The sequence below is a fragment of the Streptomyces sp. NPDC004732 genome, from assembly GCF_040609235.1.
Lineage (GTDB): Bacteria > Actinomycetota > Actinomycetes > Streptomycetales > Streptomycetaceae > Streptomyces.
This window is the reverse complement of the sequence record NZ_JBEXJR010000011.1, coordinates 143,305-166,966: the sequence shown is the minus strand read 5'-3', so window position 1 is coordinate 166,966 and position 23,662 is coordinate 143,305. Positions and strand designations below refer to the sequence as shown.

Annotated in this window: 20 protein-coding genes; 6 read left to right on the top strand and 14 right to left on the bottom strand. The window is 71.2% G+C overall.

Annotated elements, in window-relative coordinates:
* Positions 1 to 6: 6 nt before the first annotated feature.
* Complete coding sequence (locus tag ABZV77_RS31240; RefSeq protein ID WP_356263997.1) at positions 7 to 1,368, bottom strand: M20/M25/M40 family metallo-hydrolase; 1,362 nt, start codon at positions 1,366 to 1,368, stop codon at positions 7 to 9.
* 151 nt (positions 1,369 to 1,519) lie between these two features.
* Between ABZV77_RS31240 and ABZV77_RS31235 the strand changes: the two genes are divergently transcribed.
* Entirely contained in the window at positions 1,520 to 1,981 is a 462-nt protein-coding gene (locus ABZV77_RS31235; protein WP_356263994.1) for an RNA-binding S4 domain-containing protein, read from the top strand.
* A gap of 29 nt (positions 1,982 to 2,010) precedes the next feature.
* On the opposite strand, the gene ABZV77_RS31230 is transcribed toward ABZV77_RS31235, so the two are convergent.
* From ABZV77_RS31230 to ABZV77_RS31220, 3 genes are all read right to left on the bottom strand, one after another.
* Positions 2,011 to 2,493 (bottom strand): DoxX family protein, encoded by a 483-nt coding sequence (locus ABZV77_RS31230; protein WP_356264504.1) that lies wholly within the window; start codon positions 2,491 to 2,493, stop codon positions 2,011 to 2,013.
* 75 nt (positions 2,494 to 2,568) lie between these two features.
* Positions 2,569 to 3,261, bottom strand: coding sequence for a class I SAM-dependent methyltransferase (locus ABZV77_RS31225; protein WP_356264501.1), 693 nt, complete (start codon positions 3,259 to 3,261; stop codon positions 2,569 to 2,571).
* 69 nt (positions 3,262 to 3,330) lie between these two features.
* Positions 3,331 to 4,230, bottom strand: a complete 900-nt coding sequence (locus ABZV77_RS31220; RefSeq protein ID WP_356264498.1) for an acyltransferase domain-containing protein — start codon at positions 4,228 to 4,230, stop codon at positions 3,331 to 3,333.
* Positions 4,231 to 4,359: 129 nt separating this feature from the next.
* On the opposite strand from ABZV77_RS31220, the gene ABZV77_RS31215 reads away from it, so the two are divergent.
* The gene (locus ABZV77_RS31215; RefSeq protein WP_356264496.1) at positions 4,360 to 4,644 is read left to right on the top strand and encodes a DUF6343 family protein; all 285 of its coding nucleotides are present in this window, start codon (positions 4,360 to 4,362) and stop codon (positions 4,642 to 4,644) included.
* Between the two features lie 12 nt (positions 4,645 to 4,656).
* Here the strand turns inward: ABZV77_RS31215 and ABZV77_RS31210 are convergent, their stop codons facing one another.
* From ABZV77_RS31210 to ABZV77_RS31195, 4 genes are all read right to left on the bottom strand, one after another.
* Positions 4,657 to 5,022, bottom strand: coding sequence for a tetratricopeptide repeat protein (locus ABZV77_RS31210; protein ID WP_356263991.1), 366 nt, complete (start codon positions 5,020 to 5,022; stop codon positions 4,657 to 4,659).
* Positions 5,023 to 5,121: 99 nt separating this feature from the next.
* A complete protein-coding gene (locus ABZV77_RS31205; RefSeq protein ID WP_356263988.1) occupies positions 5,122 to 5,505 on the bottom strand; it encodes a DUF3592 domain-containing protein in 384 nt (127 codons plus the stop codon).
* A gap of 127 nt (positions 5,506 to 5,632) precedes the next feature.
* A complete protein-coding gene (gene coaE, locus ABZV77_RS31200; protein ID WP_356263986.1) occupies positions 5,633 to 6,232 on the bottom strand; it encodes a dephospho-CoA kinase in 600 nt (199 codons plus the stop codon).
* A gap of 23 nt (positions 6,233 to 6,255) precedes the next feature.
* A complete protein-coding gene (locus tag ABZV77_RS31195) occupies positions 6,256 to 7,194 on the bottom strand; it encodes a PAC2 family protein (protein WP_356263984.1) in 939 nt (312 codons plus the stop codon).
* A 263-nt stretch (positions 7,195 to 7,457) separates the two neighbouring features.
* Between ABZV77_RS31195 and ABZV77_RS31190 the strand changes: the two genes are divergently transcribed.
* Positions 7,458 to 8,429, top strand: coding sequence for a right-handed parallel beta-helix repeat-containing protein (locus tag ABZV77_RS31190; RefSeq protein WP_356263982.1), 972 nt, complete (start codon positions 7,458 to 7,460; stop codon positions 8,427 to 8,429).
* 159 nt (positions 8,430 to 8,588) lie between these two features.
* Here the strand turns inward: ABZV77_RS31190 and rpsA are convergent, their stop codons facing one another.
* Complete coding sequence (gene rpsA, locus ABZV77_RS31185) at positions 8,589 to 10,106, bottom strand: 30S ribosomal protein S1 (protein ID WP_055554894.1); 1,518 nt, start codon at positions 10,104 to 10,106, stop codon at positions 8,589 to 8,591.
* A gap of 356 nt (positions 10,107 to 10,462) precedes the next feature.
* On the opposite strand from rpsA, the gene ABZV77_RS31180 reads away from it, so the two are divergent.
* Positions 10,463 to 11,284 carry a class I SAM-dependent methyltransferase gene (locus tag ABZV77_RS31180; RefSeq protein WP_356263980.1) on the top strand — a complete coding sequence of 274 codons (822 nt, stop codon included), beginning with the start codon at positions 10,463 to 10,465 and terminating at the stop codon, positions 11,282 to 11,284.
* A gap of 4 nt (positions 11,285 to 11,288) precedes the next feature.
* On the top strand, positions 11,289 to 13,808 hold the full coding sequence (gene hrpB / locus ABZV77_RS31175; RefSeq protein WP_356263977.1) for an ATP-dependent helicase HrpB: 2,520 nt from the start codon (positions 11,289 to 11,291) through the stop codon (positions 13,806 to 13,808).
* Positions 13,809 to 13,832: 24 nt separating this feature from the next.
* On the opposite strand, the gene ABZV77_RS31170 is transcribed toward hrpB, so the two are convergent.
* The 5 genes from ABZV77_RS31170 to polA all read right to left on the bottom strand — a co-directional run bounded on the left by ABZV77_RS31170 (position 13,833) and on the right by polA (position 21,107).
* Positions 13,833 to 14,831: a DUF3068 domain-containing protein gene (locus ABZV77_RS31170; protein WP_356263974.1), complete on the bottom strand. Its 999-nt coding sequence runs from the start codon at positions 14,829 to 14,831 to the stop codon at positions 13,833 to 13,835.
* Between the two features lie 20 nt (positions 14,832 to 14,851).
* Entirely contained in the window at positions 14,852 to 14,986 is a 135-nt protein-coding gene (locus tag ABZV77_RS31165) for an SPW_0924 family protein (protein WP_107098168.1), read from the bottom strand.
* A gap of 171 nt (positions 14,987 to 15,157) precedes the next feature.
* On the bottom strand, positions 15,158 to 16,936 hold the full coding sequence (locus tag ABZV77_RS31160) for a lytic murein transglycosylase (RefSeq protein WP_356263971.1): 1,779 nt from the start codon (positions 16,934 to 16,936) through the stop codon (positions 15,158 to 15,160).
* Positions 16,937 to 17,155: 219 nt separating this feature from the next.
* On the bottom strand, positions 17,156 to 18,118 hold the full coding sequence (locus tag ABZV77_RS31155) for a serine hydrolase (RefSeq protein WP_356263968.1): 963 nt from the start codon (positions 18,116 to 18,118) through the stop codon (positions 17,156 to 17,158).
* A gap of 325 nt (positions 18,119 to 18,443) precedes the next feature.
* Positions 18,444 to 21,107 (bottom strand): DNA polymerase I, encoded by a 2,664-nt coding sequence (gene polA / locus ABZV77_RS31150; RefSeq protein ID WP_356264493.1) that lies wholly within the window; start codon positions 21,105 to 21,107, stop codon positions 18,444 to 18,446.
* A gap of 212 nt (positions 21,108 to 21,319) precedes the next feature.
* Between polA and ABZV77_RS31145 the strand changes: the two genes are divergently transcribed.
* Positions 21,320 to 23,614 (top strand): FdhF/YdeP family oxidoreductase, encoded by a 2,295-nt coding sequence (locus ABZV77_RS31145; RefSeq protein ID WP_356263965.1) that lies wholly within the window; start codon positions 21,320 to 21,322, stop codon positions 23,612 to 23,614.
* Positions 23,615 to 23,662 lie beyond the last annotated feature (48 nt).

Genomic DNA, 23,662 nt, shown 5'->3' with positions numbered 1-23,662 from the left:
TCGTGCTCACGCGGCACCGCCTCCCGACTGCCGGAACCCGTCGGCGTACTCCCGTACGAAGGCGCACATGGCGACGACCGTGCTGCGCAGCTCCGAGAAGAGGACCCGCTCGTTCGGGGCGTGCAGATTGCACATGCTGTCCTGCGCCCCGAACAGCAGCACCTCGGCGCCGGGCGCCGCCTTCGCGAGCCCGTTGACCAGCGGAATGGAACCGCCGGTCGCCACGTACGAGGCGTCCTGCCCCCAGCCCTCCCGCAGCGCGGCGAGCGCGGCGCGGTAGGCGGGCCCGCCGGTGGCCGCCTCGTACCCGGGGCCGGTGTCGCCGGGCGTGACGGTGAGCGGAACGCCGAAGGGCCTGAGCGAACGCAGGTGCTCGACGAGCCTGCCCTGCGCCTCCCGCGGGTCCTGCTTCGGATGGAAGCGGAGATTCAGCTTGGCCCTGGCGTACGGCACCACGGCGGAGGCGGCGTGCTCCACGCTCGGTGCGTCAAGGCCGATGACGGTGATCGCGGGTCCGCTCCACAGCCGCTCGCCGATGCTGCCGCTGCCGATGAGCGGCACCTCCTCGCGCACGCCGGCGAGCGAGCGGAACTCCTCCTCCGTGTACGACGTCCCACTCCACTCCTCGCGCCGCAGCCCTTCGACGGCGACGTCGCCGTGGACGTCGTGCAGGGTGGCGAGGGCCTTCAGGAGAACGAGCAGCGCGTCGGGCGCCGCGCCGCCGAACTCCCCGCTGTGGCGCGGTTCGTCGAGGGTGCGGACCTCGACCGTGACCTCGGCGGCGCCGCGCAGGCCGGTGGTGAGGGTGGGGGTGCCGGGGCGCAGGTTGCCGAGGTCGGCGATGACCATGGCGTCGCAGGCGAACCGCTCGGGGTCGGAGGGCGGGTAGTCGTCGAAGGCGCTGCCGTACTCCTCCTGCCCCTCGATGACGATCTTGATCCCGACCGGCGGCCGCCCCTCGAACGCCCGCACCATCCCGAGGTGCGCGATGACGTTGGACTTGTCGTCCGCGATGCCCCGGGCGCGCAGCCCGCCCTCGACCGGCGTCGGCTCGAAGGGCGGGGACTTCCAGAGCGACGCGTCGCCGGGCGGCTGCACGTCGTAGTGGCCGTAGAGCAGGACGGTCGGCGCGTCCGGCGACGGGGGCAGGATCTCCCCGTAGATCACCGGGGCGGTGTCCGGCAGGTCGAGCCGCTCGACGTGCGGGACCCCGGCGTCCCGCAGCAGCCCCGCCACCAGATCGTGCGCCTCCTCCACCGGTTCGGCGGGGAATCCGGGGAACGCGATCGAGGGGATCGCGGCGAGCCGTTCCAGGTCGGCGCGGAGTCCGTCCATCAGACCGTCGACGGTGGCTTCGAAAGACGTCATGGGCAGCACTCCTGGGAGTCGCGTGTCATGTCCTCATGTCCGGACCTTTTTGTTGCGATCGGTCCGAATTATCGGCGTCCGAGGTCAGCGGTTTCCGGACGGCTCGCCGGGAGGCGGACATGCCACGCCGAAGCCGGACTAAGGTCGACACATGGCTTCGGAGACTTCAGGAGACGGCGGATCGGGCGGTGGCACGGGCGCAAGCGGCCCGGCGGGCGAGGGCTCGGTGCGCGTCGACAGCTGGATCTGGTCGGTCCGCCTGGCCAAGACCCGCTCGGCGGGCTCCACCGCGTGCAAGGGCGGCCACGTCCGGGTCAACGGTGAGCGAGTCAAGCCCGCGTACGGAGTGCATGTGGGCGACGAGGTACGCGTGCGGCAGGCGGGCGGCCGGGAGCGGATCGTCGTCGTGAAGCGCCTCATCCGCAAGCGCGTCGGCGCACCGGTCGCCATCGAGTGCTACGTCGACAACTCGCCGCCTCCGCCGCCCCGCGAGGCGGTCGCCCCCGCGGGCATCCGCGACCGGGGCGCAGGACGCCCCACCAAGCGGGACCGCCGCGACATGGAACGGCTCCGGGGAGCGGAGGGCCAGGCCCCGGCTCCTGGGCCCCACTGACGGATCTCAGCCGGATCCCAGTCAAGTCCTCAGCGGGAGGAGCCCAGGCCTCGCAGGCGGGCGACCAGCTCGGTCGTCTCGCCGCGCCTCGCCCAGGCGATCCACGCCAGCGGCAGGATCAGGATCACCGGCGTGGCCGCGTTCTCACCGCCGAGCGCGGTGACGGTCACGACGAACGCGCCGATCATCAGGCCGATGAACGCCGTGGCGGCGATCGAGGAGAGCAGCGGGAGCAGCAGCGCGATCCCGCCGAGCAGTTCCAGGGCGCCGATGGTGTACATCCCCGGCGCCCCCCAGCCGAGCTTGTCGAAGGACTCGACGGCGGTGGGGTGCGCGATCAGCTTCGGGGCGCCGCTGGCGACGGCGAAGAACACGCCGAGCAGCACCTGTACGGCGCGCAGGGCGACACGGGCGCCGCGGCCACGGATGCCCGTACGGGGACGGGGAAGCGGCGAAACGGTGGCGTGAGCGGTGGTGGCGGGAGTGGTCGCGGGGACGGTGGCGGACATCATGGTCTCCTCGGGCTGTTGTGCTGTCACCGTTGAAGACCGGTCGCCCGCCCCGAACTCATCGCTGGGCGCGCGACCTCATCCCACGGGCACGGCCCGCACCCAAATGCCGTCCTCCGTCAGGTACTCGGCGACCTTCAGGCCCGCCTCCGCCAGCGCCTCCTCGAACTGCTCCCGGTCGAGCGGCCTGGCCCGGAACGTCTGGGTCCATACGGCGTCCGGGAACACGTACTCCGCGCGGACCTCGTTCACGCCGTCGCCGACCGGCTCCGCCGAGACGATCCGGACCGTATAGCCGCTCGGGTCGACGCGCTCCCTCGGCAGGTCCGTGTGGTAGTCCGCGCCCTCTCGCTGGATCAGCACACAGCCCTGGTCCGTGACGTGGTTCCGGCAGGCGCGGAGCATGCCGCGCCGGACCGCCGTGTCGCCGCTGTGCACGAGGAACGACCCGAGCATCACCACGCTGAACTTCTCGTCCAGGTCGAGCTTCTCGATGGGGCTGCGCACCGTCCGCACCCCGCCGTCGAGCACGGCGACCTTCTCCAGCATCTCGGCGGACTCATCCACGGCCGTCACCCGGAACCCCCGCTCAAGGAGCGGACGGGTCACCCGGCCCGCACCGCAGCCCAGTTCCAGAATGTGCGCCCCCGCGGGCACGGCGGCCTCGATGACATCGGGCTCGCTCCCCACGGCCAGGCGCGTGTACAGCTCGACCGCGCAGCCGTCCGGCGTGATCGCGCCGGGTCCCGTTCCCTCGTATCCCTCACGCATCTGCAGGCTCATGCCCGCCCAACGAAGCCCGCCGGGCCCCCGTTCCCGTCCCCCGCACGGACCCGCCCGCTACAGCGGAAACCAGCCATGCCCTCCGTACCAGTGGCCGCCCGCCCGCAGATGGTCGCCCACGGCCCTCTCCACCCGCGTGCGCCTGGGAAGTTCGGCCACCGGCAGGTCCCGGTCGCCGAAGACGAAGGCGACGGGGTCGCCGTCCGACGGCTCCTGCCCGTACCCGGTCGCCGGACGGAATCGCTGCTGGAAGCGGACGATGTTCGAGTCCGCGGGGAGGTACGTCGCCAACTGCGGGTCGAGCAGCCAGGAGTGGCAGACGGCTGTCTCGAACCGTTCCTCGGGGAAGTGGCGCGCGAAGAACTCCCGCGCCCTGGATATCGACCGGTCGCAGGCCTCGGGCGTCAACGCGCCCCGGAAATCGGTGATGTGGACGTTCAGACACGGGTCTCCGGGGCCCGCCCGGTGCCCGGCCGCCGCCGTCGCGCCGCCCATGCGCGCGCCCAGCACGGCACGCTGGAACTGCAGCCGCCCCAACTGGTAGAGCTCGCCCCGGAAGTGCAGGCCGATCCAGTCCGGCACGAGGAGGCCCCGGCTGCCGCGCGCCCTGCGGTGCACCGCCATGTGGCGCCCGAGGTCGGCAAGGGTGCGGCGCGAGACGTCGTCGGAGATGCCGCGGCTTCGGTGGTACGCCCGCACGTGCTCCAGCGCCGCCACGTACACGTACACGAAGAAGCAGCGCCCGAGCTCTCCCCAGGCCTCGGGCAGCAGCGGGAGGCGGCAACCGCCGACCCTCCCCAGGTCGCGCACGACGGCGTCCACACAGCGGTCCAGCAGCCAGCGCGCCTCCGGGTCCGCCCACAGACGGCCGCGCAGCGCCACGAGAGGGTTGATGTCCTCGTGCGGCACGGCGAGGTCGAGGAGCACCTCCGGCAGCTCGTCGGCGTCCGGAAGCACCGCCGCGGCCCGTGGCTCCCCCGCGCCCTCCAGCTCGCCCAGCCACGCGGCGAGCCTCTCGTCGGACCTGAGCGCTTCCAGCACGTTCCCACCCTCTTTATCCTGTGAAGGAGGAGATGACCTCCCATGATGCGCACAGGCAGTGAACCGGTGACCGCACGCAGTCCCCTGCGGATGCGGTTCTGGTTCAGCGTATGGGGCCTGATCTGGGCCGCCTTCGGCACCGTGGCCTTCGCGCTCACCGGCCGGACGGGCTGGGCGGCGGCGTGCGGGGCCCTGCTGCTCGTGGTCGTCGCCGACCTGGCGTGGGTCGTACACCGAATCCGGCAGGGCCCGCACTACCAGCCGGGCAGGGACGTCCCGCCGTACGCACCACCGCACGAACCGCCGTACGAACCACCGGACGCCCCCTAGGGCACTGCTCGCCTACTCCTCGTCGAAGCGGGCCGCCGCCAGATAGTCCGGCTGCGGATCGAGGGCCGCCGCGAGCCGGAAGTGGCGCCGCGCCTGATCGGGCCGCGAGCCGCGCTCGTAGGTACGGGCGAGGGCGAAGTGCGCGAACGCGTTGTCCGGCTCGCGCTCCAGGACGATGCTGAACTCCAGCTCGGCGGCGCGCAGTTGCGCGGCGGCGAAGAAGGCGCGCGCCCGCAGCAGACGGGCCGCGGTGTTCTCGGGGTGGGCGGCGATGACATTGTCGAGCAGCTTCACCGCGCCGCGCGGATCCCGGGCGGCAAGAAGCTGTTCAGCCGCCCGGAAATCGATGACATGGGTCTCCGGGGTGATTTCGGGCACGCCGGACTCCTTCCCTCGCTCCCCCGTGTCAACGCCCGCCGCACACCCGCCTATTCCGCACGGACGTGAAATCACACCCCACGCGCGCGGGACGGGCTCTCAGCGCACCGCGACGGCGAGGACGGCCCCCAGCACCACGAGTGCCGCGCCCGCGCCGACGAAGGCCCGGTCGAGGCCGGTGCGCTCGCCGCCGATCAGCACGGTCTCGCGCGGATCCCCGATGTCGTACGCGATCCCGACCCGGTCCCCCGCGGCGAGCGGCCTGCGACGGCTCGGCGGCACGGGCGACACCACCTCGACGACGCGTCCGTCGCCCGTCTCGAACTGCAGCGTGGGCCGTTCGGCGCCGGGCAGCGCCGCCTTCACCAGGGCGTGGGTGACGGCTCCCGCGGTGGTGATGCGCCGCGTCTGCCGCAGCCCGTACGCACCGGCAAGCGCCGCGACAAGACCTCCCAGAACCGTGAACGCCGCCAGAACGACCACTGCCCCGCCCTCCCCGAGCGTGCGCGCCCCGCACCGAGGCGCAGGCCCCATCCGCATGCGCCTGCCGCATGCGCCACCCGCAGCCGCAGCCGCAGCCGCGGTCACAGTCTCTGCCGCTGCCGTGCCGCTAGTCGCGTGCCCTGCGCGCGAGGTCGGCCCAGACCTCGCCGACCCGCTCCGCCAGACCGTCCAGCGGACCGTCGTTGTCGATCACGATGTCCGCGATCTCCAGGCGCTTCTCGCGGGTGGCCTGCGCGGCCATCCGCGCGCGGGCGTCCTCCTCGCTCATGCCGCGCAGCCGCACCAGACGGTCCAGCTGGGTCTCGGGGCTCGCGTCGACGACGACCACGAGGTCGTACAGCGGCGCGAGGCCGTTCTCGGCGAGGAGGGGCACGTCGTGGACGACGACGGCGTCGCCGGACGCGGCCTGTTCGAGCTCGGCGGAGCGGGCGCCCACCAGGGGGTGCACGATCGCGTTCAGGGCGGCCAGCTTCTCCGCGTCCGCGAAGACGACCGCGCCGAGCCTCGGCCGGTCCAGCGAGCCGTCCGGCGCGAGGACCTCCCGCCCGAAGGCGTCGACGACAGCCGCGAGACCGGGAGTTCCGGGCTCCACGACCTCACGCGCGATCTTGTCCGCGTCGATCAGAACGGCACCGGACGCGACGAGCAGCCGCGACACTTCACTCTTGCCGGCGCCGATTCCGCCGGTCAGACCAACCTTCAGCATGACCGGAAGCTTAGGCCCTGGCGTTACGCGTCGCCCTCCCGCTCGGCAAGGAACCGTTCGAAGTCACGGCCGATCTCGTCAGCCGACGGGATGTCCAGCGGCTCGGCGAGCATGTTGCCCCGCTCCTGCGCGCCCGCCGCCGCGTCGTACTGGTGCTCAAGTCCCTGGACGAGCGCGACGAGTTCCTCGTCGCCCTCCTGGATCTGCCGGTCGATCTCGGTCTGCGTCCGGTGCGCCTCGGTGCGCAGTCCGTGGGCGACGGTGGGCAGCACCAGACCGGTCGCGGCCGTGATGGCCTCCAGGACCGTGAGGGCGGCGTCGGGGTACGCGGAGCGCGCGATGTAGTGCGGCACGTGCGCGGCGACGCCGAGCACGTCGTGGCCCGCCTCCAGGAGGCGGTACTCCACCAGGGCGGCGGCGCTGCCCGGCACCTGCGCCTCGTCGAAGGGGCTGCGGTGGCCCGGCACCAGGTCGGTGCGGTTGCCGTGCGGTGTGAGGCCCACGGGGCGCGTGTGCGGTACGCCCATGGGGATGCCGTGGAAGTTCACGGAGAGCCGCACGCCGAGCCGCTCCACTATCTGCTGGACGGCCGCGGCGAAACGTTCCCACTCGATGTCGGGCTCGGGCCCGGAGAGCAGCAGGAAAGGTGCGCCGGTCGCGTCCTGGACGAGGCGGACGTCGAGCGTCGGCACCTCGTAGTCGCTCCAGCGGTCGCGCCGGAAGGTGAGCAGCGGGCGGCGGGCGCGGTAGTCGACGAGCCGGTCGTGGTCGAACTTGGCCACCACCTGCCCGGGAAGGCTGTCCGTGAGCCGCTCGACGATCTGGTCGCCGGTTTCGCCCGCGTCGATGTATCCGTCGAAGTGGTAGAGCATGACAAGTCCGGCCGACTCCTGGGCGAGCGCCATGTCGACGACGGCGAGGCCCTTCGGCTCCCATGCGTACAAACCCTGCGGATCAAGCACTGTGACCGCTCCTCCTCGTGTTCGTAGTGAAGAACACGCGCAGCGTCACGAGCATTCCCGGCCGACCCTTCACAGCCATCGAGTTGAAGAGCTGGTCCATACCTTGACGCGGACATGCCGCAGCTCTACGTTCATAGGCACATCCAGAGTTCACGTACAAGAACACAGAAGTGCCGTGCACGCCGAGAACACCCACCGGACCCACCGGACCCACCGGACCCACCGGACCCACCGGACCCACCGACGGGAAGGCCACCCCCCCCATGCGCACCCGACGCCCCCTGCTCACCGCCCTGTTCGCCGCGACGGCCGCCACCGGAGGCCTGACCATGGCCTCGGCCGCGACCGCCTCGACCGCACCGGCGCGGACCATCGAGGTCTCCACGGCCGCCGAACTGAAGACGGCGCTCGCCGACGCCTCCCCCGGCGACACGATCCAGCTCGCCGACGGAACGTACTCCGGGAACTTCAAGACCACCGTGGCGGCGAGCGCCAACTCCAGGATCACGCTGACCGGTTCGTCGAAGGCCGTGCTCACGGCGGGCGGCGGCTACGGCCTGCACCTGAACGGCGCCGCGTACTGGACGGTGAAGGGCGTCACCGTGACCGGCGGCCAGAAAGGCATCATGATCGACTCCGCGAGGGGCGTCGTCGTGGACACCGTCACGGTCCACGGCCTCGACATGGAGGGCGTCCACTTCCGGAAGTCGAGCAGCGACGGCGTGATCAAGAACTCGCGGATCTACGACACCGGGAACGACGACCGCGGCATGGGAGAGGGCGTCTACGTCGGCTCCGCCAACACGCTCTCCGACAAGAGCGACAACGTACAGATCCTCGGCAACACCATCGGCCCGGACGTGGGCGGCGAGGCGGTCGACCTCAAGGAGGGCACCACGGGCGGCAAGGTCTCGGGCAACACGTTCGACGGCAAGGGCCTGACCGGCAACAACTACGACGACTCGTGGATCGACGTGAAGGGCAACAACTACGTCGTCGAGAACAACACGGGCAAGAACACCACGAACAACGGCTACGAGACCCACTCCCAGCAGTCCGGCTGGGGCTGCGGCACGGTCTTCCGCGGCAACAAGTCGACCCTGACGGGCGCGACGGGCGACAAGCAGCTGGCGATCAACGTGACGAACTACAGCGGCAGCTGCAAGACGACGGTCTACGCGAGCAACACGGTGACGGACGGCAAGGGCCTGACGAACATAACGGTGACGCCATAGAGGCAAGGCCCGAAGGGCCAAGCCTTCAGGGGCGCGGGGAACTGCGCACCCAGCCCCCACCAAGCCGCACCCGAACCCGAAAACAAAGAAGCGGGCCCGCACCTCCGAAGAGGTGCGGGCCCGCAACGTTCAACCGCTACTACCGCCTAGAGGCGAGAGTCAGCTCTGACCGCCGGCAAGCTTCTCACGAAGCGCGGCAAGCGCCTCGTCCGAAGCAAGGGCGCCGGAGTTGTCGTCCGACTCCGAGGAGTACGAACCGCCGCCGCCGCCACCGCCGGTGCCGGCGGCCGGAGCCGCGCCACCGGGCGCAGCCGCGCCCTCGGCCTCGGCCTGAGCGTCGGCCTCGCGGGACTTGATGACCTGGGCCTGGTGCTGCTCGAAGCGCGTCTGCGCCTCGGCGTACTGACCCTCCCAAGCCTCACGCTGGGTCTCGAAGCCCTCGAGCCAGTCGTTCGTCTCGGGGTCGAAGCCCTCGGGGTAGATGTAGTTGCCCTGGTCGTCGTAGGACGCGGCCATGCCGTACAGGGTCGGGTCGAACTCGACGGCCGACGGGTCGGCACCGAAGGACTCGTTGGCCTGCTTGAGGCTCAGCGAGATCCGGCGACGCTCGAGGTCGATGTCGATGACCTTGACGAAGATCTCGTCGTTGACCTGGACGACCTGCTCCGGGATCTCCACGTGGCGCTCGGCCAGCTCGGAGATGTGGACCAGGCCCTCGATGCCCTCGTCGACGCGCACGAACGCACCGAACGGAACGAGCTTGGTGACCTTACCGGGAACGACCTGCCCGATCTGGTGCGTGCGGGCGAACTGCTGCCACGGGTCTTCCTGCGTCGCCTTGAGCGACAGGGAGACACGCTCGCGGTCCATGTCCACGTCGAGAACCTCGACGGTGACTTCCTGGCCGACCTCGACAACCTCGGAGGGGTGGTCGATGTGCTTCCAGGACAGCTCGGACACGTGCACGAGACCGTCGACGCCGCCGAGGTCCACGAACGCACCGAAGTTGACGATCGAGGAAACGACGCCGGAGCGGACCTGGCCCTTCTGCAGGGTCGTGAGGAAGGTCTGGCGGACCTCGCTCTGGGTCTGCTCGAGCCAGGCACGGCGGGACAGGACCACGTTGTTGCGGTTCTTGTCCAGCTCGATGATCTTGGCCTCGAGCTCCTTGCCCACGTAAGGCTGGAGGTCGCGGACGCGGCGCATCTCGACGAGGGAGGCCGGCAGGAAGCCACGGAGGCCGATGTCGAGGATGAGACCACCCTTGACGACCTCGATGACGGTACCGGTGACGATGCCGTCTTCTTCCTTGATCTTCTCGATCGTGCCCCAGGCACGCTCGTACTGAGCGCGCTTCTTGGACAGGATCAGACGGCCTTCCTTGTCCTCCTTCTGGAGAACCAGGGCCTCGATCTCGTCACCGACGGCGACGACCTCGTTCGGGTCGACGTCGTGCTTGATGGAGAGCTCGCGGCTCGGGATGACGCCTTCGGTCTTGTAACCGATGTCGAGCAGGACCTCGTCCCGGTCGACCTTCACGATGACGCCGTCGACGATGTCGCCGTCGTTGAAGTACTTGATCGTCTCGTCGATCGCGGCGAGGAAGGCTTCCTCGTTACCGATGTCGTTGACCGCTACCTGCGGAGTGGTGGCGGTGGTCTCGGTGCTGCTCGTCATGTGGGTAAGGGCTCCGGTACGGACATTGAAGTCGTAGGTACTGCAACGCGCCGGAGCCGATTTCGCTCTGAAGAAGCCGGACAGCCTAGGAAGCGCGACTTCCGCGAAACGGAAGGCGCCTCGACAACCGAGGGGACATACAACAGACGCGAGCGCAGCCTGCTATGTCTGAGGAGCGCAGGCTCGCAGCGCAACTTGTAGCATACGGGGGCAGCCGGACAGGGTCAATGCGCGAAGGCGCACACCCGGGGCGGATCGCCGCATACCCGGCACAAAACCTGTCGCATGAGGCCACACGGGCCGCACTGCGCCCCCTTCGCGACGAGGTTCAAGGGAAGACACGGAAGATTACGACCATGGAGACGATCATCCAAGACTCCGAGCCGTCCGAGCCCGAGGCCACCAGGCGTGACGCCAACGTCACGGAGAGCAGTCGCGCGAACCGCGGCTGGTGGGACCGGAACGCCGACGACTACCAGATCGAGCACGGCACGTTCCTCGGGGACGACCGCTTCGTGTGGGGTCCCGAAGGGCTCGACGAGGTGGAGGCGGAGCTGCTCGGCCCGCCCGAGGAGCTGAAGGACAAGGACGTCCTGGAGATCGGCGCCGGTGCCGCGCAGTGCTCGCGCTGGCTGGTCTCGCAGGGCGCCAGGCCCGTCGCGCTCGACCTCTCGCACCGCCAGCTCCAGCACGCGCTGCGGATCGGCGGAAACGTTCCGCTGGTGCAGGCCGACGCGGGAGTGCTGCCCTTCAAGGACGGCTCCTTCGATCTGGCCTGTTCCGCCTATGGGGCGCTGCCCTTCGTCGCCGACCCCGTGCTGGTCTTCAAGGAGGTGCGGCGCGTGCTGCGGCCCGGCGGCCGCTTCGTCTTCTCCGCGACGCACCCCATCCGCTGGGCGTTCCCGGACGAGCCGGGCCCGGAGGGCCTCTCCGTAGGGGCCTCCTATTTCGACCGCACTCCTTATGTGGAGCAGGACGAGCAGGGCAACGCCGTATATGTGGAGCACCACCGGACGATCGGCGACCGGGTGCGGGACATCGTGGGCGCCGGGCTCCGGCTCGTCGACATCGTGGAGCCGGAGTGGCCCGCCTGGAACACCCAGGAGTGGGGCGGCTGGTCCCCGCTGCGCGGAAATCTGATCCCGGGGACGGCCATCTACGTGTGCGTACGAGACTGAGTACGTGATCGGTCTCCGCAACGAAGCTCTGGATCTGCCGGTACGCGACGCGCTGCCCGCCCTCCGTTCCGCTCTGGAGGGGCCGGGCAGCGCCGTGCTGTGCGCCCCGCCGGGGACGGGCAAGACGACGCTGGTGCCGCTGGCGCTGGCCGGTCTGCTCGATGCCTCGCAGGAAGTACGTCGCGTCGTCGTCGCCGAGCCGCGGCGGATCGCCGCACGGGCGGCCGCGCGGCGGATGGCGTGGCTGCTCGGCGAGCAGGTGGGCGACAGCGTCGGGTACACGGTGCGCGGTGAGCGCGTGGTGGGTCCACGCGCGCGCGTGGAGGTCGTCACGACCGGTGTCCTGCTGCAGCGGCTGCAGCGGGACCAGGAGCTGGCCGGGGTGGACGTCGTCATCCTCGACGAGTGCCACGAGCGGCACCTGGACGCGGACACCGTGGCGGCGTTCCTGGTGGACGTGCGGGCGGCGCTGCGCCCCGAACTGCGTCTGGTGGCCGCCTCCGCGACGACCGACGCGGCGGGCTGGGCGCGGATCCTCGGGGACGCGCCCGTGGTGGAGGCGCGGGGCACCGCACACCCCGTAGAAATGGTGTGGGCGCCGCCGCCGCGCGCGGTGCGACCGCCGCACGGGATGCGGGTGGATCCGGCGCAGCTGTCCCACGTCGCGTCGCTGGTGCGGCGGGCGCTGGCCGAGCGGGACGGGGACGTCCTGTGCTTTCTTCCCGGGGTCGGCGAGATCGCCCGGGTGGCCGGGCAGCTGACGGGCCTCGGCGATGTGGAGGTGCTGCAGGTGCACGGGCGGGCCCCGGCCGCGGTGCAGGACGCGGTGCTTGCCGGGTCGGAGCGGCGGCGGGTCGTGCTCGCCACGTCCGTGGCCGAGTCGTCGTTGACGGTGCCCGGGGTGCGGGTGGTGGTGGACTCGGGTCTGGCGCGCGAGCCGCGGGTGGACCATGCGCGCGGGCTGAGCGCGCTGGCGACCGTGCGGGCCTCGCAGGCGTCGGGGCGGCAGCGGGCGGGGCGCGCGGGGCGGGAGGCTCCGGGGGCCGTGTACCGGTGCTGGGCCGAGGCGGAGGACGGGCGTCTGCCGCGCTTTCCCGCGCCGGAGATCAAGGTGGCCGACCTCGCCGCGTTCGCGCTGCAGACGGCGTGCTGGGGCGATCCGGATGCCACCGGGCTCGCGCTCCTCGACCCGCCGCCGGGCGGCGCGATGGCGGCGGCCAGGGAGGTCCTCACGGCGGTCGGCGCGGTGGAGGCGGGCACGGGCCGGGCGACGGAGCGGGGCACGCGGATGTCCCGGGTGGGCCTGCACCCGCGCCTCGCGCGGGCCCTGCTGGACGCGGCACCGCGCGTGGGTGCCCGCCGGGCCGCGGAGGCGGTGGCGCTGCTGAGCGAGGAGCCGCCCCGCGAGTACGGCGACGACCTGGCGGGGGCATGGCGGGCGGCCCGGAGCGGCAGGGACGCCTACGGGGCACGGTGGCGGGCCGAGGCCAGGCGGCTCGCCTCGTCGGTCACCGGGTCCTCCGGCGGCGGCGAGGGGAGCGACGAGTACGTCGCGGGTCTGGTGGCCGCGCTGGCGTTTCCGGAACGGGTGGCCCGGAGCGTGGGCGGCGGGACGTATCTGATGGCGGGCGGGACCCGGGCCGAGGTCCGGCAGGGGTCCGCGCTGTCGGGGGCGCGGTGGCTCGCCGTGGCCGTGGCCGACCGGCCGGTGGGCGCGGGGCACGCGCGCGTGCTCCTGGCCGGGCAGGTCGACGAGGACGCGGCGCGCGATGCCGCGGCGCCGCTGCACTCCGAGGGCGACGAGGTGGCCTGGAGCGGCGGCGACCTCGTGGCGCGCCACGTGGAGCGGCTCGGCGCCGTGGAGCTGGCGGTGCGCCCCTTGAAGACACCCGCTCCCCGGCTGGTGCGGGAGGCGCTGCTCACCGGGCTGCGGGAGGAGGGGACGGGGCTCCTGAAGTGGTCACGGGACGCGCGGGAGGTGCGGGAGCGGCTCGCGTTCCTGCACCGGCATCTCGGGGCGCCCTGGCCCGACGTATCGGAGGACGCGCTCCTCGCGCGCGTGGACGAATGGCTGGAGCCGGAGCTCTCCCGGTCCGTGCGCCGGGCCGACCTGGCGCGGATCGACGCCGGGCAGGCCCTGGGCCGGCTCCTGCCGTGGGCGAGCGGTGAGGCTGCGCGCATGGACGAGCTTGCCCCCGAGCGCCTGGAGGTGCCGAGCGGGTCAAGGATCCGGATCGACTACACCGACCCGGAACAGCCGGTGCTCGCCGTCAAGCTGCAGGAGATGTTCGGGCTGGCCGAGACCCCGCGGATCGCGGACGGCCGCGTACCGGTACTGGTGCACCTGCTGTCCCCCGCGGGACGCCCCGCGGCCGTCACCGCCGACCTCGCGTCCTTCTGGCAGTCCGGCTACCGCGCGGTCCGCGCCGACCTGCGCGGCCGCTACCCGAAGCACCCGTGGCCGGAGGATCCGGCGACGGCGGCGCCCACTCGGCACACCAACGCCCGTCTGAAGGGGCGCTGAGCGCCGGGAAGCGCAGGCTGGGGCTCACGCGTTGACCGGCTCGGGTTCCGGATCCCGCTCCGTCGTCGGGGAGGGGTCGCCGGGGCGGCGGCTGCGGGCCTCCAGCCAGAGGGAGAGGGCCAGCAGGAGGATGCCGAGGCCGAGGAAGCCCCACGGGAGGTAGGAGGTCAGCAGGAGGACCAGGACGCGCTGGGACTTGACCAGGTCGACGGTGTCCTTGATGTAGTCCTCACGCATCTTCACGTGCCCGGAGAAGACGGTGACCTTGTCGCGGTCGCCCAGGAGGGTGCCGCCCCGCAGTTCGTTGTTCTGGATCTCCTCTCCGTAGACGGGTGCTCCGGTGGTCGGTTCGACCCAGAACTTGCGGACGGTGGTGTACCAGCGGGTGGTGCCCGTCTTGGCGAGGGACTCCGGGGTGATGCCCTTGACGGGCATCGTCTTCGGGAAGGGCACCTTGGTCCAGGGAATGGTCTGCTCGAAGTAGTAGACCTTCAGGCCGCGGAAGTTCTGGGTGCCCTTGTAGTGGATGGGGCGGGTGATGCGGGCCTGCGCGTCGAAGTACTCGTAGTCCCGCTTCTCGGTCAGGAAGGGCCACTTGAACTCGATGCCCTCGCGTTTGACGGGGTCGCCGTCGACCGATTCGCCGGTGGCGTGCACGGGTTCCTGGCTGTGCGCGTCGAAGATGTAGCGCTCAGGGATCTTGGAGACCATCTTGCCTTCGGCGTCCTGGACGTAGGAGAGCGCGTCCCAGACCACGACGTCGCGGTCCGCGGTCTTCTCGATCTTCTCGGAGGCCTCGACGTTGCCCTTGAGGGTCTGCACGATGGTGACCTTGTCGATCTTCTTCGCCTTCATGGAGCCGTAGTCGATGAGGGTCGGATCGTGCGCCTCGAGGACCGCCTCCTGGTACTGGCTCGGCGGGATCTTCGCGAGCCGCGGGAAGGCGTACCAGCGCATGAGCGGGGACATGGCCGTGAAGAACACGGCGAAGGCGAGCAGGACGAGGCTGGCCTTGCGGCGCATCGCGGCGGCCCTCCCTACGTCTATGGGTGCTTGGGGACAGTGGTGAGGAGCGGCTCGGGGGACGTCTCGCCCGGTGGGGCGCCGATCGCCGTGATCGTCAGGACCAGGGCGAGCGCGACGGCGAGGCCTGCGGCGGCGGCGATGAGGGCGCGCATGCGGGGCCTCCCGATTCGGCGTACGGCCGGAACTGATAGAGCGTCAGGTCGGGCACCGTAGCAACGGACGGGCGAGATGAGAACACGTTGCACAACACAGGACCGCCCCTCCGCCGTGCGTGGCGGAGGGGCGGTCCTGTGTTGTCGCGGGGCGGCCGGTCGGCCGCCCGGTCAGGCGCCGGGAGAAGCGCTCGTCGAGGCACTCGCTGAGGCGCTCGGAGAAGCGCTCGGGGAGGCACTGGAGGAGTCCGACGGCGACGGTGTCGCGTCGGGCTCCGGCGCGCTCACCTTCAGTTCGAGGGTCAGCGTGCCGCCGCCTTCGGTGACGATGCGCAGGAGGTACGTGCCCGCCGCGTCGTCCGCGTACATCTTCGGGAGCTTCAGCAGCCCGTTCGGGCCGGTCTTCAGGCCCGTCAGGGTGCGGACCGGCTTGCCGTCCGCGCCCTTGAAGTAGGGGCCCTTGTCGTTGGCGGTCGCATCCGTCGCCGATTTGATCATCGTGGCGGTCGCCGCGACGCCGTCCGCGACCTTGCCCTTGTGGGTCGCCTTGACCTCGACCCGCTCGCCGAACTCCTTGCCCGGCTCGCAGACCAGCGGCTTGTCACCGGTCCTGGCGAGCGCGTCGGCCACGCGTGCGACGGTCTGCGCCTCGAAGTCGACACGGGACGACGCGTGGCCGAGGACCCTGGCCTGCACGACGAAGTCACCGGGCTTCTGCCCCGCTTCGAGGACCGGCGCGGTGGCCTTGCCCTGGGCGTTCGTGGTGACGGTGACGCCCCTCGCGCCGCCGTCGAAGCGGGTGTCCGTGTCACCGGAGACGGTGAACCGCACCTTCACCTTGGGCACGAAGTCGCCCGACTTGGTCAGGGCACGCACCGCGACGCGCTCGGTGAAGGCGTCGCCCGTCTTCGCGACGAGGTCTCCCGTCCCGGCGTTCGCCAGCGCGTCGACCTCCGAGGGCGCGGGGTCGGGCTTGTGGGAGCCGCCCTCGCCCGGCGGCTTCGGCTTGGTGCTGCCACCGCCGTGGTTCCCCGACTCGTTCTTGCCGGGGTCCGGCTTCGGCTTCTTCGAGTGCGGTGGGTTCGGGGTCGGGTTCGGGGTCGGGCTCGTGCCGACACCCGGGTAGCGCGTGTCGGTGCGGTCGTCCGGCAGCACGCCCTTGCCGTCGGGAACCTCGTGGGTGCCCTTGCGGTAGTACTCCAGCCACGAAAGGACCGTGTTCAGGTACTCCGTCGACCGGTTGTAGCTCAGGATCGCCTTGTGCAGATCGGCCTCGACGGAGAGGTCCCGGTCGTTCGCGCACAGATAGCGGCCCGCGGCGAGCGCCGCGTCGTAGATGTTGTTGGGGTCCTTCTCGCCGTCGCCGTTGCCGTCCTGGCCCCAGGTCGCCCAGGTGGACGGAATGAACTGCATGGGGCCGACGGCACGGTCGTGCGTGCTGTCCCCGTCGTACGCGCCCTTGTCGGTGTCGGTGATCTTCGCGAAGCCGTTGCCGTTCAGGACCGGGCCGAGGATCGGCTTGATCGTCGTGCCGTTCGCGTCGACACGGCCGCCGCGGGCCTGGCCGGACTCGACCTTGCCGATGGCGGCGAGGAGCTGCCAGGGCAGGTTGCAGCCCGGCTGCTCGGTGGTGAGGGAGGCCTCGGCCTTCTTGTACGCGTCGAGGACCGTGGCGGGCAGACCCGCCTCGGCCTCCTTGTCGCCGCCGTTCGGAGCGCCGGTCGGCGGGACGGGGCTCTGCAGGGGCGGCAGGTCGGTGAAGTACGGGGAGTCACCGGTCGCGGAATCACCGGACGGCGGTGTGGTGTCCGAAGCGCCTGCCGCCTGACCGTCGCGCGGTACGTCCGTCACACCAGGGGCCTGCGACGCGGCGAGGGCCGCCACCGCCGCCGCGGCCACCGCAGCGGTCACCGTTCCTCTGCGCAGCCGCCTGCCGAATACCGGCGCCATGACCGAGCCACCCCTCCCCATTGACCACTGTTGCGCGCCGACCCACCCCCCGGAGCACGCTTTCCTGACTCCTGCGCGCATTCCGGTACGTACACACTTGCCTACGTACGCACGTACTCCCAGTGGACCGACTCAGCCGACACTACGACAACTTCCCGCGCCCAGGCACCCGTTCGTGCCCGGTTTTTACCGGTTGGCCGGGGGTCCGCGACAGGTCTGTTACGCAGTGGGGTCCCAGGTCTCCCCCTCCGGCGGCGCCGAGCCGTCCGGGACCTCGCTGATCTCGCTCTCCGGGGTCAGCCCCTGGCCTGCGGCACGCCCCTTGTTGAGGCCGCGGTGCACGGCCTGGGCGATGCGTTCGATGGTCCGCACTCCGTACGCCATCGAAGGGTTCCCGTGCGAGAGGACGACGATGCGGTACGTCCGGCCGCTGCCGGTGAACACACCGACGCTGTGCACCCGCCAGCCGAGGGTGGCGCGGGGCAGCCAGCCGTTCTTGAGGTGGGCACGGACGCCGCGCGGCATGCCCGCGGGCACCCCCCAGCGCTGGTCGCGCCGCACGTCGGCCATCTGCCGCAGGCCGTACTCGCGCGCACTCGGCTTCAGTACGCCACGTCCGCCACGGGCCCCCGACAGCACACCGAGCAGCCGCATCTGGTCGGCCGCGGTGGTCCGGGTCAGGCCCCAACGGCCGTACGAGCCGAGCGTGGTGGCCGAGGTGCCGACGCGACGCAGGAAACGGGAGAGGTAGGGGTGGCCGAGGTCGTTCCACAGGCGCCGGGCCGCGTCGTTGTCCGACGCGGTGATCATGGGGCGGATCCTGCGGCGCTCCCAGCCGGTGAGGTTGCGGCGCCAGTCCTGCGCGCGGCGCAGCGCCGCCTCCATCATCAGGACCTTGGTGACGCTCGCCGCGTCGTAACGCTGCTGGCCCGCGAGGTCGCAGACGAGACCGGTGCGGGTGTCGTGGACGGCGACGGAGACGCTGCCCGCCCTGGACGACAGCGCCGCCCGGATGTCCTTGGACATCCGGGCGGCGAGAGTGCGGTCGCGGCCTGCCGTGCAGAGGGCGGGCCCCTGCTGGTGGTGACCGGCATCGGCGGCGGTCGCCGGTATGGGGGCCAGCAGGACCGTCGTCAGCGCGGCGGCAACGGCCGCACGGCAATTTCGCAGGTGAGGGACCATGCGCTCATCCTGACCCCGCACGCGGGTGGGGGGCGCTCCACCGGGGGCCACGCGAGTGAGACTCCGCTGCGCTGGGCTTGGGCGGTGTTCTCGCTGCGCGGGGCGGTTCCGCTGCGTGGGGCTTGGGCGGTGCGGTGCGCTTTTGGCTGCGGGTGCGCCGTGGCTGGTCGCGCAGTTCCCCGCGCCCCTGGGGAGCCGTCGCACCGTAAGCCGCACTGTGACCCCAAGGAGTCCCACCTAGGGGCGCGGGGAACTGCGCGACCAGCCACCACGCGCCCGCAGGTCACCGAAGAGCCGCACCCCCCCGGATCCCCGCCCGGGAGGGCTAGTGCGCTGCGGACTCCCAGTCCGGGCCCACGCCCACCGACACATCGAGCGGCGCCCGCAGCGTCACCGCGCCCGCCATCTCCCTGCGGACCAGCTCCTCCACCTTCGCGCGCTCGCCCGGCGCGATCTCCAGGACGATTTCGTCGTGGACCTGCAGCAGCATGCGGGAGTCGAGCTTCGCCTCGGTGAGCGCGCCGTGCACGTTCAGCATGGCGATCTTGACGATGTCCGCGGCCGTGCCCTGGATCGGCGCGTTCAGCGCCATCCGCTCGGCCATCTCGCGGCGCTGGCGGTTGTCGCTGTTGAGGTCGGGGAGATACCTCCGGCGGCCGAGCATCGTCTCCGTGTAACCCGTGGCGCGGGCCTCGTCGACCGCGCGGCGCAGATAGTCCCGCACACCGCCGAACCGCTCGAAGTACGTGTCCATCAGCGCACGCGCCTCGCCCGCGTCGATGTTCAGCTGCTGGGAGAGGCCGAACGCGGACAGACCGTACGCCAAGCCGTACGACATCGCCTTGATCTTGCGGCGCATCTCCGCGTCGACGGCCGGGCCCTCCACACCGAACACTTGCGAGGCGACGGTCGTGTGCAGGTCCTCGCCGGACGAGAACGCCTCCAGAAGGCCCTCGTCCTCGGAGAGGTGCGCCATCACGCGCAGTTCGATCTGGCTGTAGTCCGCGGTCATCAGGGACTCGAAGCCCTCGCCGACCACGAAGCCGCGGCGGATCGCCCGGCCCTCGTCCGTACGGACCGGGATGTTCTGCAGGTTCGGGTCCGTGGAGGAGAGGCGGCCCGTCGCCGCCACCGTCTGGTTGAACGTGGTGTGGATGCGGCCGTCCGCGGCGGTCGTCTTGATCAGGCCCTCGACCGTGACGCGGAGCTTCGCCTGCTCGCGGTGGCGGAGCATGATGACCGGCAGCTCGTTCTCCGTCTGGGCCGCGAGCCAGGCCAACGCGTCCGCGTCCGTGGTGTACCCGGTCTTCGTCTTCTTCGTCTTGGGGAGGTTCAGCTCGCCGAAGAGGACTTCCTGGAGCTGCTTGGGCGAGCCCAGGTTGAACTCGTGGCCCGCCGCCGCGTGCGCCTCCTTCACGGCCTGCTGCACCGCGCCCGCGAACTGCTGCTCCATGGACTGCAGATGCTCGCGGTCCGCCGCGATGCCGTGCCGCTCCAGGCGGGCCAGGAGCACGGACGTCGGCAGCTCGATGTCGGCGAGCAGATCGCTCGCGCCGACCTCCGTCAGCTTCTCGCCGAAGGCGGTGCCGAGGTCGAGGATGGTGCGGGCCTGCGACATCAGGGAGTCGGCCTCGGCCCGGTCGTCCTCCTCCGTACCGAAGGCGAGCTGGCCGTCGGCGGCGGAGGCGGGCGCCAGCTCACGGCCCAGGTACTCCAGGGACAGCGCGTCCAGGGCGAAGGAGCGGCGGCCCGGCTTCACCAGATACGCGGCGAGGGCGGTGTCCATGGTGACGCCGTCCACGGTCCAGCCGTGCTCGGGGAAGACCCGCATCGCGCCCTTGGCGTTGTGCAGGACCTTCGGCTTGGCGGCATCGGAGATCCAGGCCGCGAAGGCGTTCTCGTCGGCCTCGTCCAGCGTCGCCGGGTCGAACCAGGCGGCCGCACCCCCGGCCGCGGCCAGCGCGACCTCGGTGACCGTGCCCGTGCCCAGCTGCCAGGTGTCGACCGTGGCCAGGCCGAGGACCGCCGTGCCGTGCTCGGCCAGCCACGGCGCGAGCTCGCCCGCACCGAGCACCGTGCCGTCCAGCTCCACGCCCGGCTCGGCCGGGGTCTGCTCGGCCTCCTCCGCGCCCGGGTCGACGGCGAGCAGCCGCTCCCGCAGCGAAGGGTTACGGATCTCCAGGGTGTCCAGGACCATCGCGAGCGCCGTGCGGTCGTACGGAGCGCGCTCCAAGTCGACGACCGTCTTCGGCAGTTCGACGTCGCGCACCATCTCCGTCAGACGGCGGTTGAGCTTCACCGACTCCAGGTGGTCGCGGAAGTTCTGCCCGGCCTTGCCCTTGACCTCCTCGGCACGCTCGACGAGGTCGGCGAACGAACCGAACTGGTTGATCCACTTCGCGGCCGTCTTCTCACCGACGCCCGGGATGCCCGGCAGGTTGTCCGACGGGTCGCCGCGCAGCGCCGCGAAGTCGGGATACTGACTCGGGGTGAGGCCGTACTTCTCCTGGACCTTGTCCGGGGTGAAGCGCGTCAGCTCCGAGACGCCCTTCGTCGGATACAGCACCGTCACGTGGTCGGTGATCAGCTGGAAGGAGTCACGGTCGCCCGTGACGATCAGCACGTCAAAACCGGCCGCCTCCGCCTGCGTGGCCAGGGTGGCGATGACGTCGTCCGCCTCGAAGCCGTCGACCGCGAAGCGCACCGCGTGCATCGCGTCGAGCACCTCGCCGATCAGCTCGACCTGCCCCTTGAACTCGTCCGGGGTCTTGGAGCGGTTCGCCTTGTACTCCGGGAACTCCGTGGAACGCCACGTCTTGCGCGAGACGTCGAACGCCACCGCGAAGTGCGTGGGCGCCTCGTCGCGCAGGGTGTTCGCCAGCATCGACGCGAAGCCGTAGATCGCGTTCGTCGGCTGGCCCGTCGCGGTCGTGAAGTTCTCCGCGGGCAGCGCGAAGAACGCCCGGTACGCCAGGGAGTGCCCGTCCATGAGGAGCAGGCGCGGGCGCTGCTCACCGCCCGGCTTCCCGTCCTTCGTCGCCGCGGTCTCGGACTTCTTCTTCGCTGCTGTTTCTGCCACGTCCCCGATCCTGCCACGCCCCACTGACACTCAGGCCCAACCCTCACCCGCGACGGCTCCGGCAGTGCCGCGTGGGAGGATCGAAGACGTAGCTCACGTACGCGCTCGAAGGGGAGCCGACCATGGCAAGCAAGCCGCCCAAGGGCGATCCGGTCCAGGACGCGCCGCAGGTCGCCGAGGCGCAGCACGCGGCCGCGGGACTGCCCGCCATCGGTCACACGCTCCGCATGGCGCAGCAGCAGATGGGCGTGCGCCGCACCGCCCTCACCCTGCTCCGCGTCAACCAGAAGGACGGCTTCGACTGCCCCGGCTGCGCCTGGCCCGAGCCGGACCACCGGCACAAGGCCGAGTTCTGCGAGAACGGCGCGAAGGCGGTGGCCGAGGAAGCCACGCTGCGCCGCGTCACGCCCGACTTCTTCGCCGCGCACCCCGTCGCGGACCTCGCCACCCGCAGTGGGTACTGGCTGGGCCAGCAGGGCCGCCTCACCCACCCCATGTACCTGGCGCAGGACGCGGAGCGCTACGAGCCGGTCTCCTGGGAGCGGGCCTTCGGCATCATCGCCGAGGAGATCGCCGCGCTCGACTCCCCCGACGAGTCCGTCTTCTACACCTCGGGCCGCACCAGCAACGAAGCCGCGTTCCTGTACCAGCTGTTCGCCCGCGAGCTCGGCACGAACAACCTGCCCGACTGCTCGAACATGTGCCACGAGTCGTCCGGCTCGGCGCTCACCGAGACGATCGGCATCGGCAAGGGCAGTGTCCTCCTGGAGGACCTCTACAAGTCGGACCTGATCGTCGTCGCCGGGCAGAACCCGGGCACGAACCACCCGCGCATGCTCTCCGCCCTGGAGAAGGCGAAGAACAACGGCGCGAAGATCATCACGGTCAATCCGCTGCCCGAGGCGGGCATGGAGCGCTTCAAGAACCCGCAGACCGCACAGGGCATGCTCAAGGGCACCGCCCTCACCGACCTCTTCCTGCAGATCCGTCTCGGCGGCGACCAGGCCCTCTTCCGCCTCCTCAACAAGCTCATCCTGGAGACGGAGGGAGCCGTGGACGAGGAGTTCGTCCGCGAGCACACCCACGGGTACGAGGACTTCGTCGCGGCCGCGCGGGCCGCCGACTGGGACGACACCCTCCAGGCCACCGGCCTCGGCCGCGAGGACATCGAAGAGGCACTGCGCCTGGTGCTCGCCTCCAAGCGCACCGTCGTGTGCTGGGCGATGGGCCTGACCCAGCACAAGCACTCCGTGCCGACCATCCGCGAGGTCGTCAACTTCCTGCTGCTGCGAGGCAACATCGGCCGCCCCGGCGCGGGCGTCTGCCCCGTGCGCGGCCACTCGAACGTGCAGGGCGACCGCACCATGGGCATCTTCGAACGCCCCGCCCCCGCCTTCCTCGACGCCCTGGAGAAGGAGTTCGGCTTCGCGCCGCCCCGCCACCACGGCCTGGACGTCGTCCGCGCCATCCGGGCCCTGCGGGACGGCGAGGCGAAGGTGTTCTTCGCGATGGGCGGCAACTTCGTCTCCGCATCCCCCGACACGGACGTCACAGAAGCCGCGATGCGCCGCGCCCGGCTCACCGTGCACGTCTCGACGAAGCTGAACCGCTCGCACGCCGTGACGGGCGCCCGCGCCCTGATCCTGCCGACGCTCGGCCGCACCGAGCGCGACCTCCAAGTCGGCCCGAACGGGAAGAGCACCGCGCAGGTCGTGACCGTCGAGGACTCCATGGGCATGGTGCACGCCTCACGCGGCCGCCTGGAGCCCGCGGGCAAGCAGCTCCTGTCCGAACCCGCCATCGTGTGCCGCCTCGCGCGCCGCGTCCTCGGCGAGGCGTCCCGTACGCCGTGGGAGGAGTTCGAGAAGGACTACGCCACCGTGCGCGACCGCATCGCGCGCGTGATCCCCGGCTTCGAGGACTTCAACGCGAAGATCGCCCGCCCCGGCGGGTTCGCCCTGCCGCACGCGCCGCGCGACGAGCGCCGCTTCCCCACGGCCACCGGCAAGGCCAACTTCACGGCGGCCCCCGTCGAGTACCCGGCCGTCCCGAAGGGACGGCTGCTGCTGCAGACCCTGCGCTCCCACGACCAGTACAACACCACGATCTACGGCCTCGACGACCGCTACCGCGGCATCAAGAACGGCCGCCGCGTGGTCCTCGTCCACCCCGAGGACGCGGCGGAGCTCGGTTTCGCCGAGGGGACGTACGCCGACCTCGTCAGCGAGTGGCAGGACGGCGTGGAGCGCCGCGCGCCGGGCTTCCGCATCGTGCACTACCCGACGGCCCGCGGCTGCGCCGCCGCGTACTACCCCGAGACCAACGTCCTGGTGCCGCTGGATGCCACCGCCGACACCAGCAACACCCCTGCCAGCAAGTCCGTGGTCGTACGCCTGGAACAATCGGCCGTCGACTGAGCGTTTGCTCAGCGACAGGTGCGACGACCAACGAACGGAGCCTGGCCC